The organism is Myxococcus sp. RHSTA-1-4 (assembly GCF_020037125.1).
In the GTDB taxonomy this organism is placed as follows: domain Bacteria; phylum Myxococcota; class Myxococcia; order Myxococcales; family Myxococcaceae; genus Myxococcus.
Map to the genome: position 1 here is coordinate 402,609 of NZ_JAIQDG010000001.1, position 13,392 is coordinate 416,000.

At 70.0% G+C, this 13,392-nt stretch carries 14 protein-coding genes; 9 read left to right on the forward strand and 5 right to left on the reverse strand.

From position 1 onward, the window contains the following. Nucleotides 1-221: 221 nt before the first annotated feature. Entirely contained in the window at nt 222-1,352 is a 1,131-nt protein-coding gene (gene wecB / locus K8638_RS01650; RefSeq protein WP_223752933.1) for a non-hydrolyzing UDP-N-acetylglucosamine 2-epimerase, read from the reverse strand. A gap of 105 nt (nt 1,353-1,457) precedes the next feature. Here wecB and kdsB point away from each other — a divergent pair, with 105 nt between their 5' ends. Next, nucleotides 1,458-2,198 (forward strand): 3-deoxy-manno-octulosonate cytidylyltransferase, encoded by a 741-nt coding sequence (gene kdsB, locus K8638_RS01655; protein ID WP_223752594.1) that lies wholly within the window; start codon nt 1,458-1,460, stop codon nt 2,196-2,198. Between the two features lie 2 nt (nt 2,199-2,200). Continuing rightward, nucleotides 2,201-3,076 (forward strand): hypothetical protein, encoded by an 876-nt coding sequence (locus K8638_RS01660; RefSeq protein ID WP_223752595.1) that lies wholly within the window; start codon nt 2,201-2,203, stop codon nt 3,074-3,076. Here K8638_RS01660 and K8638_RS01665 read toward each other — a convergent pair. After that, the gene (locus K8638_RS01665; protein WP_223752596.1) at nt 3,069-3,917 is read right to left on the reverse strand and encodes an aldo/keto reductase; all 849 of its coding nucleotides are present in this window, start codon (nt 3,915-3,917) and stop codon (nt 3,069-3,071) included. The genes K8638_RS01660 and K8638_RS01665 overlap by 8 nt on opposite strands. 108 nt (nt 3,918-4,025) lie before the next feature. Here K8638_RS01665 and K8638_RS01670 point away from each other — a divergent pair, with 108 nt between their 5' ends. The 6 genes from K8638_RS01670 to K8638_RS01695 all read left to right on the forward strand — a co-directional run bounded on the left by K8638_RS01670 (nt 4,026) and on the right by K8638_RS01695 (nt 10,164). Beyond that, a complete protein-coding gene (locus K8638_RS01670) occupies nt 4,026-5,792 on the forward strand; it encodes an ABC transporter transmembrane domain-containing protein (protein WP_223752597.1) in 1,767 nt (588 codons plus the stop codon). A gap of 309 nt (nt 5,793-6,101) precedes the next feature. Next, nucleotides 6,102-6,335, forward strand: coding sequence for a hypothetical protein (locus K8638_RS01675; protein ID WP_223752598.1), 234 nt, complete (start codon nt 6,102-6,104; stop codon nt 6,333-6,335). A gap of 84 nt (nt 6,336-6,419) precedes the next feature. After that, nucleotides 6,420-8,060, forward strand: a complete 1,641-nt coding sequence (locus K8638_RS01680) for a CTP synthase (RefSeq protein WP_223752599.1) — start codon at nt 6,420-6,422, stop codon at nt 8,058-8,060. Further along, complete coding sequence (gene kdsA / locus K8638_RS01685; protein WP_223752600.1) at nt 8,057-8,893, forward strand: 3-deoxy-8-phosphooctulonate synthase; 837 nt, start codon at nt 8,057-8,059, stop codon at nt 8,891-8,893. The genes K8638_RS01680 and kdsA overlap by 4 nt, the downstream gene beginning before the upstream one ends. 34 nt (nt 8,894-8,927) lie before the next feature. Then, nucleotides 8,928-9,509: an HAD family hydrolase gene (locus K8638_RS01690; RefSeq protein ID WP_223752601.1), complete on the forward strand. Its 582-nt coding sequence runs from the start codon at nt 8,928-8,930 to the stop codon at nt 9,507-9,509. A 34-nt stretch (nt 9,510-9,543) separates the two neighbouring features. Then, nucleotides 9,544-10,164, forward strand: a complete 621-nt coding sequence (locus K8638_RS01695) for a response regulator (protein WP_223752602.1) — start codon at nt 9,544-9,546, stop codon at nt 10,162-10,164. 108 nt (nt 10,165-10,272) lie between these two features. Here K8638_RS01695 and K8638_RS01700 read toward each other — a convergent pair whose 3' ends face one another. Together K8638_RS01700 and K8638_RS01705 are read right to left on the reverse strand one after the other, a co-directional pair. Then, on the reverse strand, nt 10,273-10,722 hold the full coding sequence (locus K8638_RS01700; RefSeq protein WP_223752603.1) for an Hsp20/alpha crystallin family protein: 450 nt from the start codon (nt 10,720-10,722) through the stop codon (nt 10,273-10,275). A gap of 246 nt (nt 10,723-10,968) precedes the next feature. Continuing rightward, a complete protein-coding gene (locus K8638_RS01705; RefSeq protein ID WP_223752604.1) occupies nt 10,969-11,163 on the reverse strand; it encodes a CPXCG motif-containing cysteine-rich protein in 195 nt (64 codons plus the stop codon). Between the two features lie 81 nt (nt 11,164-11,244). Here K8638_RS01705 and K8638_RS01710 point away from each other — a divergent pair, with 81 nt between their 5' ends. Next, nucleotides 11,245-12,105 carry a general secretion pathway protein GspE gene (locus K8638_RS01710; protein ID WP_223752605.1) on the forward strand — a complete coding sequence of 287 codons (861 nt, stop codon included), beginning with the start codon at nt 11,245-11,247 and terminating at the stop codon, nt 12,103-12,105. 42 nt (nt 12,106-12,147) lie between these two features. Here the strand turns inward: K8638_RS01710 and serB are convergent, their stop codons facing one another. Then, nucleotides 12,148-13,344: a phosphoserine phosphatase SerB gene (gene serB, locus K8638_RS01715; protein ID WP_223752606.1), complete on the reverse strand. Its 1,197-nt coding sequence runs from the start codon at nt 13,342-13,344 to the stop codon at nt 12,148-12,150. Between the last annotated feature and the right edge of the window lie 48 nt (nt 13,345-13,392).

The following is a 13,392-nucleotide window of genomic DNA, read 5'->3' on the forward strand; positions in this document are numbered from 1 at the left end:
GACGAAGAAGCGGCCGCCACCCCGCTCCCCCGGCGGAGCCCGTCCGGGAGGAAGCCCGGGACGGCGCCGCGGTCCCAGGAGCGGAATGGAATCTCCATTCCGGTCGCCTGCCCCACGGGACACGAGGCGGAATGGAGGTTCCGTTCCAGGGCGCCTCCCGCCACGAGGGGGCAGCGGGAAGCGGAGCTCCCTCCCCCGACTGGTCGGAACACCCGCCCCGGTCACGCGGAGGCGGCGCAAGGCGAAGCGTCCCGCACGCCCAGGTAGCGCGCGAACACGTCCGCGATGCGCTCGCTGGCGCGGCCATCCCACAACTCCGGGATGCGCCCCTTCTTGCCCTGGCCGTCGAGGACGCGGTCCGCGGCCTGACGGATGAGGTCCGGGTCGGTGCCCACGACTTCGTTGGTGCCCTGCTCCACGGTGATGGGGCGCTCGGTCTGCTCGCGCAGGGTGAGGCACGACACGCCCAGCGCGGTGGTCTCCTCCTGGAGGCCACCCGAGTCGGTGAGGATGAGGCGGGCCTGCGAGGTGAGCCCGACGAACTCCATGTGCCCCATGGGGTCCACGGGGCGCAGGTTCGGATGACGCTCGAACCAGTGCCCCAGGCCCTGCTCGGCAATCATCTTCCGCGTGCGCGGATGCACCGGGAAGAGGACGGGCAGGCGCGTGGACACGTGGGAGATGGCGGACAGCAGGCCGCCCAGAACCCTCGGGTCGTCCACGTTGGAGGGACGGTGCAACGTGCACACCGCGTAGTCACGCGGGGTGAGGCCCAGGTCCTTCAAGGTAGAGAGCCGCTCCGCCTTCTCCTTCGAGGCGAGGAGCGAGTCGATCATCACGTTGCCCACGAAGTGGATGCGGGACGGGTCGGCGCCCTCCTTCAGGAGGTTGGCGTCCGCGTCGCGCGAGGGCGTCAAGAGCAGGTCGGACAGCCGGTCCGTGACGATGCGGTTGACCTCCTCCGGTTGGTGCTGGACGTAGCTGCGCAGGCCCGCCTCCACGTGGGCCAGCGGGATGGCCAGCTTCGACGTCACCAGCGCGGCGGCGATGGTGCTGTTGACGTCACCCACGACGGAGACGAGGTCCGGCTGTTGCTCCAGGAAGACCTTCTCCAGTTCCATCATCATCCGCGCGGTCTGCTGCGCATGGCTGCCCGAGCCGACGCCCAGATGGACGTCCGGAGGCGGCAGGCCCAGGTCGGTGAAGAAGACGTCACTCATCTTGACGTCGTAGTGCTGCCCGGTGTGGACGAGGACCTGCCGGAGCGCCGTGCGCGCGCCGATGGCCTTGTGGATGGGGGCCACCTTCATGAAATTGGGACGAGCGCCGACGATGTGGATGACCTTCTTCATGTCGACTGCGAAGCTAGGCACTGCCTCCCAGGTGACTAGTGGTTGAAGGTGGGCGTGCCGTCCGGTGGCGGAGATGCGTCCTGAATCTGATAGACGGGACGTGCCATGCCCCCGTCCAGGACTGTCGCCGTCATCCCCGCCCGCCACGCCAGCACCCGTTTCCCGGGCAAGCCGCTCGCCCTCATCGCCGGCCGGCCGATGATTGAGCACGTGTGGCGCCGCTGCCAGGAAGCGAACGCCTTCGACGAGGTGTGGGTGGCCACCGACGACGAGCGGATCCGCGCCACGGTGGAGGGCTTCGGCGGCCGGGCGGTGATGACGAGCCCGGACTGCGCCACCGGCACGGACCGGGTGGCGGAGGTGGCGCGCGGGCGTCCCGACGTGGACGTCTGGGTGAACGTGCAGGGCGATGAGCCGCTGGTGGACCCGGCCGCCCTGAAGGTGCTGTCGGGCCTCTTCTCGGACGCCAGCGTGCGCATGGGCACGCTGGTGCGCCCGCTGGAGCCGGACGAGGCGGCCAGCCCCAACGTGGTGAAGGCCGTGCTCGCGCTCAACGGGGACGCGCTCTACTTCAGCCGCAGCCTGGTGCCCTTCGTCCGCGAGCCGGGGACGCCCGTGAAGCGCTGGGGCCACATCGGCCTGTATGGCTACCGGCGGGACGTGCTGCTGTCGCTGGCGGGCCTGGCGCCCACCCCGCTGGAGGAGGCGGAGAAGCTGGAGCAGCTCCGCGCGCTGGAGCACGGCATCTCCATCCGCTGCGCGCAGGTGTCCTGGCGTACGGTGGCGGTGGACGTCCCCGAGGACGTGGCGAAGGTGGAGGCCGTCATGCGCGAGCGAGGGCTGTAGCCATGGGCTTCTGGAGCGACCTGTTCGGAGGAGGAAAGAACAAGGAGGCGAAGCAGGAGCCCGCCTCCCAGGCCCCGGGCACGGAGCCGCCCGCGGCGAAGGCGGAGGCGCCCCCCGCGCCGCCGCCCCCCGCCCCACCGAAGCAGAAGCCGCAGCCGAAGCAGGAGACCCGCAAGCAGCAAGAGGAGGACGAGGACATGGAGGGCGTGCAGCGGCTGTTGTCCCGGAAGGTGGAGCGGGTGCTCGAGCAGCTCGGCGCGCTGGCGGCGCGGGCGCGCACGGGCGAGGAGGTGCCCTCGATGACCGTCACGCTGCACCTGGCGCACGGGCACTCGATGACGGGCGAGGTGGTGGACTACGTCCCGCGCGAGTCGGTGCTGCTGGCGCTGGGCAAGGAGGGCCTGCTCCGGTCCGCCTCGGTGGCGTACGTGGACGTGGCCACGGTGGTCGCGGTGTCGGTGGGCAACGCGGACCCGCTCCTGGAGCTGCCGCAGCTCGTGCGGCCCAACCCCACGCGGCAGGACCTGGTGTCGCTGCTGGAGAAGGTGCCGCACGCCATCACCGAGCAGTTCTGGCCGGGCGAGGCGTCACTGGGCGGACGCCCGCTGCGCTTCGAGGTGGACTGGGTGGGGATGGACGACGAGCCGGGCCGGCGCGCGCTGGAGACGGCGGTGAACGTGGCGGGCCACGCGCTGCGCTCGCTCGCGCAGGAGCAGGGGCGCGAGGTGCTGCGCCGCATCCTCACCGTGCGCTTCATCAAGGGCCGCGACACCCGCGTCTCCATGGAGGGAGACACGGGAACCGTGACGGTGGCCCCCGGCACCGGAGACCCCACGGTGTCCGCCTTCCGGAAGGCCTTCGCCGCCGGAATCAGGTGACGGGCAGCTCGGCGGGCTCGAGCCCCAGGGGGAACGCCGCGTCGAGCCGGGCCAGCTCCTCGGACGACAGCTTCAGCGACGCCGCCGCGGCGTTGTCGCGCAGGTGGGCCTCGCGGCTGGCCTTCGGAATGGCGAACAGCGACGGCCGGCGCACGAGGAAGCGGAGCGCCACCTGGTACGGGCTGACGCCGTGCGCGCGGGCAATGGCGCCCAGCACCTTGCCGCCCCGGCTGTCCGGCCGCGGGAAGTTGCCACTGCCGAAGGGGCTGTAGCCCACCACCGCCACGCCGTGGGCCTCGCACCACGGCAGGACGCCGTGCTCAATCGCGCGCTCCTCCAGGTGGTACAGCACCTGGTTGCAGGCGATGCGTCCCGGCCCCGCCAGGGCGAGCGCCTCCTCCAGCTCCTCCACCCCGAAGTTGCTCACGCCCCAGGAGCGAATCTTCCCGTCCTTCACCAGCTTCTCGAAGGCGCGCACCGTGTCCTCCAGCGGGTGCGGCCCCGGCCAGTGCAGCAGGTAGCAGTCCAGCCGGTCCGTGCGCAGCCGCTTCAGGCTCCGCTCGCACGCGGCCAGCGTGCCCGCGTAGGTGGCGTTGGACGGCATCACCTTGGACACGAGGAACACCTCGTCCCGCCGGCCGGCGATGGCCTCGGAGACGAGGGTCTCCTCCACCTTGCCGTGCCCGTACAGCTCGGCCGTGTCCACATGCGTCATGCCCAGGTCCAACCCGGCCCGCAGGGCGCGGATGGCGCTCGCCCGGTCGTCGTCCTCCATCCGCCACGTCCCCTGCCCCAGGACGGGGACCTCCACTCCGGTGCCACCAAACGGGTGCTTCTCCATGTCACACCTCGCTCTCGAGCCGTCCGCCCTGGAAGGATTAGCACCGCCCGGGAGGACGGGCAGCCCCACGGAGTGCACGCCCGGGGGGCCCGCGTTACTCTGCCGCCCGTGTCTTCCCCTGAAACCACCCCGTCCCCACAGCTCCCCACCCGCGTGACGCTGCGCCGCCTGCTCTCCCTGGCGCGGCCGGAGCTCCCCGTCCTCGCCGCCGGCACCTTCTTCCTGCTCGTGAGCAGCGCGGCCAGCCTGGCCTACCCACAGGCCATCGGAGACCTGGTGGACGAGGCGCTCGGCACCCGCAGCCAGCAGATGCTGGACGGGCTGGCCCTGGCGATGCTCGCCGTCTTCGTGGTGCAGGGCGTGGCCATGGCGCTGCGCGCCTACCTGTTCAACACCGCCGGAGAGCGGGTGGTGGCCCGGCTGCGCAAGGACCTCTTCCGCGCCATGCTGTCGCAGGAGATTGCCTTCTTCGACGGGCGCCGCACCGGCGAGCTCACCAGCCGGCTCGCCTCGGACACCACCGTCCTGCAGAACACCGTCACCGCCAACGTCTCCATGGCCCTGCGCTTCACCATGCAGATTGCCGGCGGCGTGGCCCTCCTCTTCTACACGTCCGCCCGGCTCACCGGGGTGATGCTCGCCATCATCCCCGCGGTCGTCCTGGGCGCGGTGCTCTACGGCCGCCGGGTGCGCGGCATCTCCCGCCAGGTGCAGGACGCGCTGGCGGCCGCCAGCAATGTCGCCGAGGAGGACCTGTCCGGCATCCGCACCGTGCGCTCCTTCGCCGCCGAGCCCAACGAGGTGGAGCGCTACGGCACCGCCATGGACCGCGTCTTCGCCTTCGCACGCGCCCGCACGCGGGAGACGTCCATCTTCCTGGGAGCGACGTCCATCGCCGGCTACGGCGCCGTGGCCGCGGTGCTCTGGTACGGCGGCCGGCTGGTGGTGGCAGGCGGCCTCAGCGTGGGCGAGCTCACCTCGTTCCTCATCTACACCATGCTGGTGGCCTTCTCGTTCAGCGCCCTGGCCGAGCTGTGGGGCGACTTCATGCGCGCCAGCGGCGCCTCGGACCGCGTCTTCGAGCTGCTGGACCGCGAGCCCGCCATCGCCCCGGGCGGCCAGAGCCTGCCGGAGGTGCGCGGCCACGTGGAGTTCCGCGACGTGCACTTCGCCTACCCCACGCGCCCGGACGTGCCGGTGCTCCAGGGCGTGAATCTGGAGCTGCGCCCCGGAGAGGTGGTGGCGGTGGTGGGCCCCTCCGGCGCGGGCAAGTCCACGCTGGCCTCGCTGCTGTCGCGCTTCTACGACCCGCAGGGCGGCGCGGTGCTGCTGGACGGACACCCGCTCACCTCGCTGGACCCGCACTGGCTGCGCCGCAACATCGGCATGGTGGCCCAGGAGCCGCAGCTCTTCTCCTGCTCCATCGCGGACAACATCCGCTACGGCCGCCCGGACGCCACCGACGCCCAAATCGAGGAAGCCGCCCGCGCCGCCAACGCCCACGCCTTCATCCAGCGCTTCCCGGAGGGCTACCAGACCCAGGTGGGCGAGCGCGGCGTGCAGCTGTCCGGCGGCCAGAAGCAGCGCGTGGCCATTGCCCGCGCCGTGCTGAAGGACCCGCGCCTGCTCATCCTCGACGAGGCCACCAGCGCCCTGGACGCGGAGAGCGAACACCTGGTGAAGGACGCGCTGGAGCGCCTGATGAAGGGCCGCACCACCCTCATCATCGCCCACCGCCTGTCCACCGTGGCCAACGCGGACCGCGTGCTGGTGCTGGAGGGCGGCCACGTCATCCAGAGCGGCACCCACGCCGCCCTCATGGGCCAGGACGGCCTCTACCGCCGCCTCGTGGAGCGGCAATTCGTCGCCGCCTGAACGCCTGCCCTCCCGGCAGACGCACTTATCGGCCCAGGCAGTATGGCGCGCCTTTCGAGCCCGGATTAGATCCGGGACCTCGAAAGGAGGTGATGCCTTGACCGACAGCAAGCTCGAGGCGTCCACCTCCGCTTCGGTGGCCTGAAAAGGCCCTGGAGCGGTGGCAGACGCCCGCGGTTTCGGGCCCGTTCCCGCCTCGGTGGGGACGGGCCTTTTTATGTCCGCCCGGGAATGCCTGACCGACCTGGCTGTTCCGCGGCCCCGGGGGGAGTGGCCGACCCAACACGTTTCCTTTTGGGAGTACCCGCCGTGTCCATTACCCCGTGCCCCAGCCCCCTGCCCACCGCCCTCCGTGACGAGGAGGCCGTGGAGACGCAGCGCAACCTGTTCTGCCCCAACTACGACGCCTGCCTGCACCTGGTGGTGAAGCGCGGCTGGGAGGGCTGGAGCTGCCGGAATTGCGACTTGCGGGCCTTCCGCGTCGGCCAGCCCACCGCCCGGGAATTCGCGGTCGCCCGCCCCGGGGGTTGGGACGGAAACTGACGACACGTCCACCGCTGCACCGGACGGCCGTCCACCCGAAACAGAATAATTGACGCATCCCTCCCTGAGTTGGCAGAACGGGACATGCGCTCCAAGAAAACCAAGTTCATCTTCGTGACGGGCGGAGTGGTCAGCTCCCTCGGCAAGGGCCTTGCCTCGGCTTCCATTGGCGCCCTGCTGGAGAACCGTGGGCTGGCCGTCACCCTTCTCAAGCTGGACCCCTACATCAACGTGGACCCGGGCACGATGAGCCCGTTCCAGCATGGCGAGGTCTTCGTCACCGAGGACGGCGGCGAGACGGACATGGACCTGGGCCACTACGAGCGGTTCACCAACGCCCGGATGAGCCGGCTCAACAACTTCACGTCCGGCCGCATCTACCACGCCGTCATCATGAAGGAGCGGCGCGGCGAGTACCTGGGCAAGACGGTGCAGGTGATTCCGCACGTCACGGATGAAATCAAGGCCAACATCCGCCAGGCCGCCCAGGACGCCGACGTGGTCATCGTCGAAATCGGTGGCACCGTGGGTGACATCGAGTCGCTGCCCTTCCTCGAGGCCATCCGCCAGATGCGCTACGACGTGGGCAGCGAGAATGTCGTCTACGTCCACCTCACGCTGCTGCCGTACATCGGCGCGGCCGGCGAGGTGAAGACCAAGCCCACGCAGCACTCCGTCATGAAGCTGCGGGAGATTGGCATCCAGCCGGACTTCCTCGTGTGCCGCACGGACCGTGAGGTGTCCCGCGAGCTGAAGGACAAGATCGCGATGTTCTGCAACGTGGACACGCGCAGCGTGTTCACCTCGCCGGACGTGAAGAGCATCTACGAGCTGCCGCTGGAGCTGCACCGCCAGGGCCTGGACGAGCGGCTCGCGGAGGTCCTCAACATCTGGAGCCGCGCGCCCCACCTGGAGCGGTGGGAGAACATCATCCGGAAGGTCTACGAGCCCGGCCGCGGCCAGGTGCAGGTGGCCATCGTCGGCAAGTACGTCAACCTCACGGAGAGCTACAAGAGCCTCAACGAGGCGCTGCTGCACGGCGGCATCGCCAACGACGTGAAGGTGAACCTGCGCTTCGTGGACAGCCAGGACGTGGAGGCGCAGGGGCCGGAGAAGCTGCTGGCCGGCGTGGACGCCATCCTCGTGCCCGGCGGCTTCGGCGTGCGCGGCACGGAGGGCAAGATTGCCGCCGTCCGCTACGCGCGCGAGAAGAAGGTGCCCTTCTTCGGCATCTGCCTGGGCCTGCAGATGGCGGTGGTGGAGTTCAGCCGCAGCGTGCTGGGCCTGGCCAACGCCAACAGCCTGGAGTTCAACGAGCACACCCCGCACCCGGTGGTGACGCTCATGGAGAGCCAGGTGAAGGTGCAGGACAAGGGCGGCACCATGCGCCTGGGCAGCTACGCATGCGCGCTCAAGCCCGGCACGCTGGCGCACAAGCTCTACGGCCAGGACACCATCCAGGAGCGCCACCGCCACCGCTACGAGGTGAACAACACCTACCGCGGCAAGCTGCAGGAGGCCGGCCTCATCATCTCCGGCCACAACCCCGAGCTGAACCTCGTCGAGATGATTGAGCTGGCGGACCATCCCTACTTCGTCGGCTGCCAGTTCCACCCCGAGTTCAAGAGCAAGCCCTTCGCCCCCCACCCCCTCTTCTCCGGCTTCATCCGCGCGGCGCTCGAGCAGCGTGACGCCACCGCGGCGGCCGGCCAGGTGCGCGCATGAGTGCCTCCCTTCCCATCGAACTGTGTGGCTTCAAGGTCGGCCCCGGCCAGAAGCTCTTCGTCATCGCCGGTCCGGACAGCATCGAGTCCGAGGACATGGCCCTGCGCCACGCCCGCATGCTCAAGGAAATCACGGGCCGGCTGGGCGTGCCGTACGCCTTCAAGTGCTCCTACGACAAGGCCAACCGGACCAGCGGGAAGTCCTTCCGAGGCCCGGGCCTCAAGGAAGGGCTGCGGATTCTGGCGCGAGTCCGGGATGAGGTCGGTGTCCCGGTCCTCACGGACGTCCACGAAACCAGCCACGTCGGGCCTGCCTCGGAAGTTGTGGATATCATCCAGATACCGGCCTTTCTGTGCCGGCAGACGGACCTGGTGGAAGCGGTGGCTCGCAGTGGAAAGGGCGTCAACCTCAAGAAGGGGCAGTTCGTCGCCCCCAAGGACATCGTCCACTCGGCGCGCAAGGCGTTCGAGGCGGGCAACCCCAACGTGCTCGTCACGGAGCGGGGCTCGTCCTTCGGCTACAACAACCTCGTCGTGGACATGCGCGGCTTCGCCCAGATGCGCGAGGCGGGCCTGGCCGTGTGCTTCGACGCCACCCACTCCGTCCAGCTCCCCAGCGCCGGCAACGGCGAGACGGCCGGGGAGCGCAAGTTCGTCGCCCTCCTGGCCCGCGCCGCGGCCGCCGCCGGGATTGACGCGTTGTTCACGGAAGTCCATGAGGATCCGGATCGTGCCCTGTGTGACGGTCCGTGCTCCCTGAATCCACAGATGTTCGAGGACGTGGTACGAAATGTGCTGAACATCCGCCGGGTGTTGGGACACGAGCCCGGATGATGGGGACACGAGAAGGGGAGGAGCCAGGGAAGCCATGGTGACGGAAGCGCCTTCCAAGCCAGGAAAGGAAGAGCTGACGTCCCGCGCGGCACGCGTGCGGCTGCTCGTCTTCGACGTGGACGGGGTCCTCACCGACGGAGGCCTCTACTACGGCGCCGCCGGTGAGCAGATGAAGCGCTTCGACGTGAAGGACGGCCATGCCCTCGTCATGGCCCGCCTGGCCGGCCTGCCCGCCGCCATCATCACCGCCCGCACCTCGAGCATCGTGGAGGTCCGCGGGAGGGAACTGGGGTTGGCCGCCGTCATCCAGGGCCGCCGTGACAAGGGTGTCGCGCTGGACGAGCTGCTCCAACAGCTCGGTGTCTCCCCCGGGGCCTGCGCCTACATGGGAGATGACCACAACGACCTTGCCCCGCTCTCACGCGTGGGGTTGTCCGCGTGTCCCGCGGATGCGGTTCCGGAAGTGCGTCAGGAAGTCCACTTCGTTACGCAGAGCCCAGGCGGCCGAGGCGCCGCCCGGGAGCTCGTGGAGCTGTGCCTCCGCGCCAGTGGCCGCTGGGACGACGCGGTGGGTCTCATGAGAGGGACTGATGGGCGCGTTGGGCACACAGGTTGAACTAACCCCGTATTCAAGGTAGGTGATAAAATCCATGGGTAGCGGAATGATGCAGCAAGAGGGGAGTACGGCGATGACGGACCAGCTCTACACGACGCACGACATCAGTCGGCTGCTTCAGGTGGATCCGTCCACGGTGAGCAAGTGGATTGACCGGGGCATCCTGATGGCGTTCCGCACGCCGGGTGGCCACCGCCGCGTTCGCTCGGCGGACCTGCGCACGTTCCTCATCACCCACCAGATGCCGGTTCCGGAGGAGCTGGGCAGCGGCACGGTGCGCCTGCTGGTGGTGGATGACGAGCGCGCGGTGCTGGACGCCATCAAGCGCGCCTTCAAGCCCTACGCGGCGCAGGTGGAGCTGCAGACGACGACGAGCGGCGTGGAGGCCCTGCTGCTGGTGTCCGAGCAGAAGCCGCACGGCATGATCATCGACCTCAACATGCCGGACATCGACGGCCTGGAGGTCTGCCGGCGGATTCGCGCGCGCAAGCAGATGGAGGGCGTGCGGCTCATCACCATGACGTCCCTGCACTCGCCGGACGTGGTGGAGCAGTCCAAGCAGGCCGGCGCGCTCGCGTGCCTGGCCAAGCCGCTGGACGTGCAGCAGGTGCTGGAGCTGTTCCGCGTGCCGCTGGCGCTCAGCGCCAAGCGGTAGCGGGACGGGGCTTCCGCCTCCCCTCGCGGAAGCCCCGGACAGGGGGGATGGGGAGGAAGCCGCGCCGTTGTCCTGGCAGCGGCCTCCCGGGAGAGGTCTGCGCGCGAATCAGCCCTGGACCTTGACCTCGATGACGCGGGGCTTGGACTCCTCGCGCCGGGGCAGCGTCAGGGTGAGCACGCCGTGCTCGTACTTCGCCTCCACCTTGGAGGCATCCACCGTGTCCGGCAGCGCGAACGAGCGGGCGAAGGTGCCGAAGCCGCGCTCCTGGCGGCGCACCGTGACGCCCTCGGCCTTCGGCTCCGCCTTGCGCTCGGCCTGCACGGTGAGGACGTCCTTCTCCACCTTCACCTGGATGGCCTTCGCTTCCAGGCCCGGCATGTCCAGGTGCAGCGTCAGGCCGCTCTCGGACTCGACGATGTCGGCGGCGGGCGCGAACTGGCGCGGCGCCTGGGACTGACGCCACACGGGCTGGGTCAGCTCGCGGAAGAGCGCGTCGAAGTCGCGCATCAGCGGGTTCACCACCACGGCGGAGTTGAAGGGATTGCGGCTCTGCATGGTCGTCTCCTGTTCGTGTCGCCCTCGCGGGCGCACGGTATGACTCTTCGGGTCTGTTCTGGTTCGCGGTCGCCGCGGCCCCCACCGGGCTCCAGCGCCGCCTCACAAGACTCAAGAGAACCATGGATGCGGACGTGTCAAGGAACGCCCCCGCGCCCTCGGGGCGCCCTTCCCCACCCGCGCCGCCGCCTGCCTGCCCGCCTGCCCACCGGCCATGGAGGCCCCCAGGGTGGGTCAGCGGCGCGCTCAGTCGTCTTCGCGACCCAGGTGCACGCAGACGGCGTCCTCGTCGCGGGATACGTGCACCATCCAGGGGCGGCAGCACACCGGACAGTCCTCGACGTACGTCTCCGTGCTGGCGCCGATGGGGTCCACCTCGACCTCCACCCCCTCACCGCAGTAGGGGCAGCGCTGGGGAGTGGCGTCCGCGAAGGGTTGCATGAGCGTGCCTCCTCGCTTCTGGAGCGGGCGTATGCATCGCGGACTGAGCGTCCACGAATTCAGACGGTAGACTGTCGAACCATGGCGCCTCCTTCCCGCAACCGCATCGGAGACATCCTCGTCAAGGCCCGCGTCATCGACGACCTGCAGCTTCGCAGCGCGCTCGCCACCCAGGACCAGTGGGGCGGGCGCCTGTCGCGCATTGTCGCGGACATGGGCCTGGCCACCGACGACACGATTGCCGAGGCCATCTGCCAGGGCATGGGCATGCAGCGCGTCCAGCTGGGCAACATCACCCGGGACGCCGGCGCGCTGGCGCGCGTGGACGTGAGCCTGGCGGAGCAGAAGGGCATCTTCCCGGTGGGCCTGAGGGACAACGGGAAGACGCTGGTGCTGGCCATGGCGGACCCGTCGGACCTGGCCACCATCGACCAGGTGGCGGCGAAGAGCCGGGCCCGCGTGGTGGTCATGGTGGCCGGCGAGCGCGAAATCGAGCACGCCATCCTCCGCCACTACCGGAACCAGGAGCCCGTCGCGAGCACGCGCTACGGCGGCCCCCGGCCCCAGTCCTCCAGCAGCGAGCCCATCGACCAGGGGGACGACGACGACTTCAAGGTCGTCGACATGAGCGGCAAGACGGTGGTGAAGCGCATCGCGGACATCGTCCCGCCGGAGGCGCCCGCCGCCGCGCCCCCGTCCGCGCGCGCCGCGGAGAAACCGGCCCCGCCCGCGGCCAGCGGCTCGAGCGCCGCGGACATCCTGGACGAAATCCTCGCCGGCGGAGCGCCCTCGTCCGAGTGGACGGACGAGGACCTGCAGCGGCTGCAGACGGTGCAGCAGAACCAGGAGAAGAGCTCCAAGATTCTGCGAGCCCTGCTGGAGCTGCTTCTGGAGAAGGGCCAGCTCCAGCAGAAGGAGCTGGCGGCGCGGATGCGGCTGTAGCCGCAAGCGTTGCGCCCGCGCGCAGCCGTTGCGCGGGCGCCCTCAGCGCGCTTCCGCGAGCTCGCGCCCGGTGAGCCCCAGCAGGTGGAGGATGGCGTCCAGGCCGCCCGCGGAGATGGACGTGTCCGCCGCCTCGCGCAGCTTGGGCTTGGCGCGGAAGGCGATGCCCAGCCCGGCGCGCTCCAGCATCAGCAAGTCGTTGGCGCCGTCGCCCACGGCGATGACCTGGTCCAGGAGGATGCCCTCCGCCTGCGCCAGCGTCTCCAGCAGCTCCGCCTTGCGGCGCGCGTTGACGATGGGCCCCAGCGTGCGGCCGGTGAGCTTCCCGTCCTTCTCCTCCAGGACGTTGGAGTACGCGTAGTCGATGCCGAGCTTCGCCTTGAGCGCCTCGGCCGCCACGGAGAAGCCGCCGCTGATGACGGCGGTGCGGTAGCCCAGGCGCTTGAGCACGCGGATGAGCGTCTCCGCTCCTTCCGTGAGCGGCAGGTCCGCGGCGATGCGGCGCAGCACCGCCATGTCCAGCCCGGCCAGCAGCGCCACGCGCTGGCGCAGCGACTCGTCGTAGTCCATCTCCCCGTGCATGGCGCGCTCGGTGATTTTCGCCACCTGCTCGCCCACGCCGTGCGCGCGCGCCAGCTCGTCGATGACTTCAATCCGGATGAGCGTGGAGTCCATGTCCATCACCACCATCCGCTTGCTGCGCCGGAAGAGCCCCTCGCGCTGCAGGGCCACGTCGAAGGAGGACTCCTGCATGGACAGCGCGAGCAGCGAGCGCTTGAGCATGTCCGGGTCCTTGCCGCGCGGCAGGGTGATGTGGATTTCCACCGAGCCGAGGTGCGTCTCCGTCAGGCGCGTAATCCGCTCGATGTTGGCGCCGTGCTCGGCGAGCCGGGTGGCCAGCGCGTGCAGCTCGCGGGCGCCCAGCACGCGGCCCACCGCGGTGACGACGTAGCGCCGGGGGCCCGCGCCTTCAGGTTCCGACGTGGGGGCGTCCACCGCCTGGAAGTCCAGCTCCACGCCCAGCTCCTTGGCGGCGAAGAGCAGCTCCTTGAGCACCCCGCGGGCCTCGGGCAGGCGCACGAGCAGGCAGAGGGTGAGCCGGCCGTGCACCACCACCTGCTCCACGTCGAGCAGCTCCGCGCCGGCTTCGGCGAGCAGTCCGGTGAGGCGGGAGGTGATGCCGGGCTGGTCCTTCCCGGTCACGGTGACGAGCACACAGTCCGACGGGCGCGAAATCATGGGCACCCGTCAGTGTGTCAGCCCCACCCGCGCCGGGCGAGCCCGGAA

Excerpts from the sequence above, each read along its gene's own strand:
- wecB (WP_223752933.1), bottom strand. The coding sequence starts at position 1,352 with ATGAAGAAGGTCATCCACATCGTCGGCGCTCGTCCCAATTTCATGAAG.
- kdsB (WP_223752594.1), top strand. The coding sequence starts at position 1,458 with ATGCCCCCGTCCAGGACTGTCGCCGTCATCCCCGCCCGCCACGCCAGC.
- K8638_RS01660 (WP_223752595.1), top strand. The coding sequence starts at position 2,201 with ATGGGCTTCTGGAGCGACCTGTTCGGAGGAGGAAAGAACAAGGAGGCG.
- K8638_RS01665 (WP_223752596.1), bottom strand. The coding sequence starts at position 3,917 with ATGGAGAAGCACCCGTTTGGTGGCACCGGAGTGGAGGTCCCCGTCCTG.
- K8638_RS01680 (WP_223752599.1), top strand. The coding sequence starts at position 6,420 with ATGCGCTCCAAGAAAACCAAGTTCATCTTCGTGACGGGCGGAGTGGTC.
- kdsA (WP_223752600.1), top strand. The coding sequence starts at position 8,057 with ATGAGTGCCTCCCTTCCCATCGAACTGTGTGGCTTCAAGGTCGGCCCC.
- K8638_RS01690 (WP_223752601.1), top strand. The coding sequence starts at position 8,928 with ATGGTGACGGAAGCGCCTTCCAAGCCAGGAAAGGAAGAGCTGACGTCC.
- K8638_RS01695 (WP_223752602.1), top strand. The coding sequence starts at position 9,544 with ATGGGTAGCGGAATGATGCAGCAAGAGGGGAGTACGGCGATGACGGAC.
- K8638_RS01700 (WP_223752603.1), bottom strand. The coding sequence starts at position 10,722 with ATGCAGAGCCGCAATCCCTTCAACTCCGCCGTGGTGGTGAACCCGCTG.
- K8638_RS01705 (WP_223752604.1), bottom strand. The coding sequence starts at position 11,163 with ATGCAACCCTTCGCGGACGCCACTCCCCAGCGCTGCCCCTACTGCGGT.
- K8638_RS01710 (WP_223752605.1), top strand. The coding sequence starts at position 11,245 with ATGGCGCCTCCTTCCCGCAACCGCATCGGAGACATCCTCGTCAAGGCC.
- serB (WP_223752606.1), bottom strand. The coding sequence starts at position 13,344 with ATGATTTCGCGCCCGTCGGACTGTGTGCTCGTCACCGTGACCGGGAAG.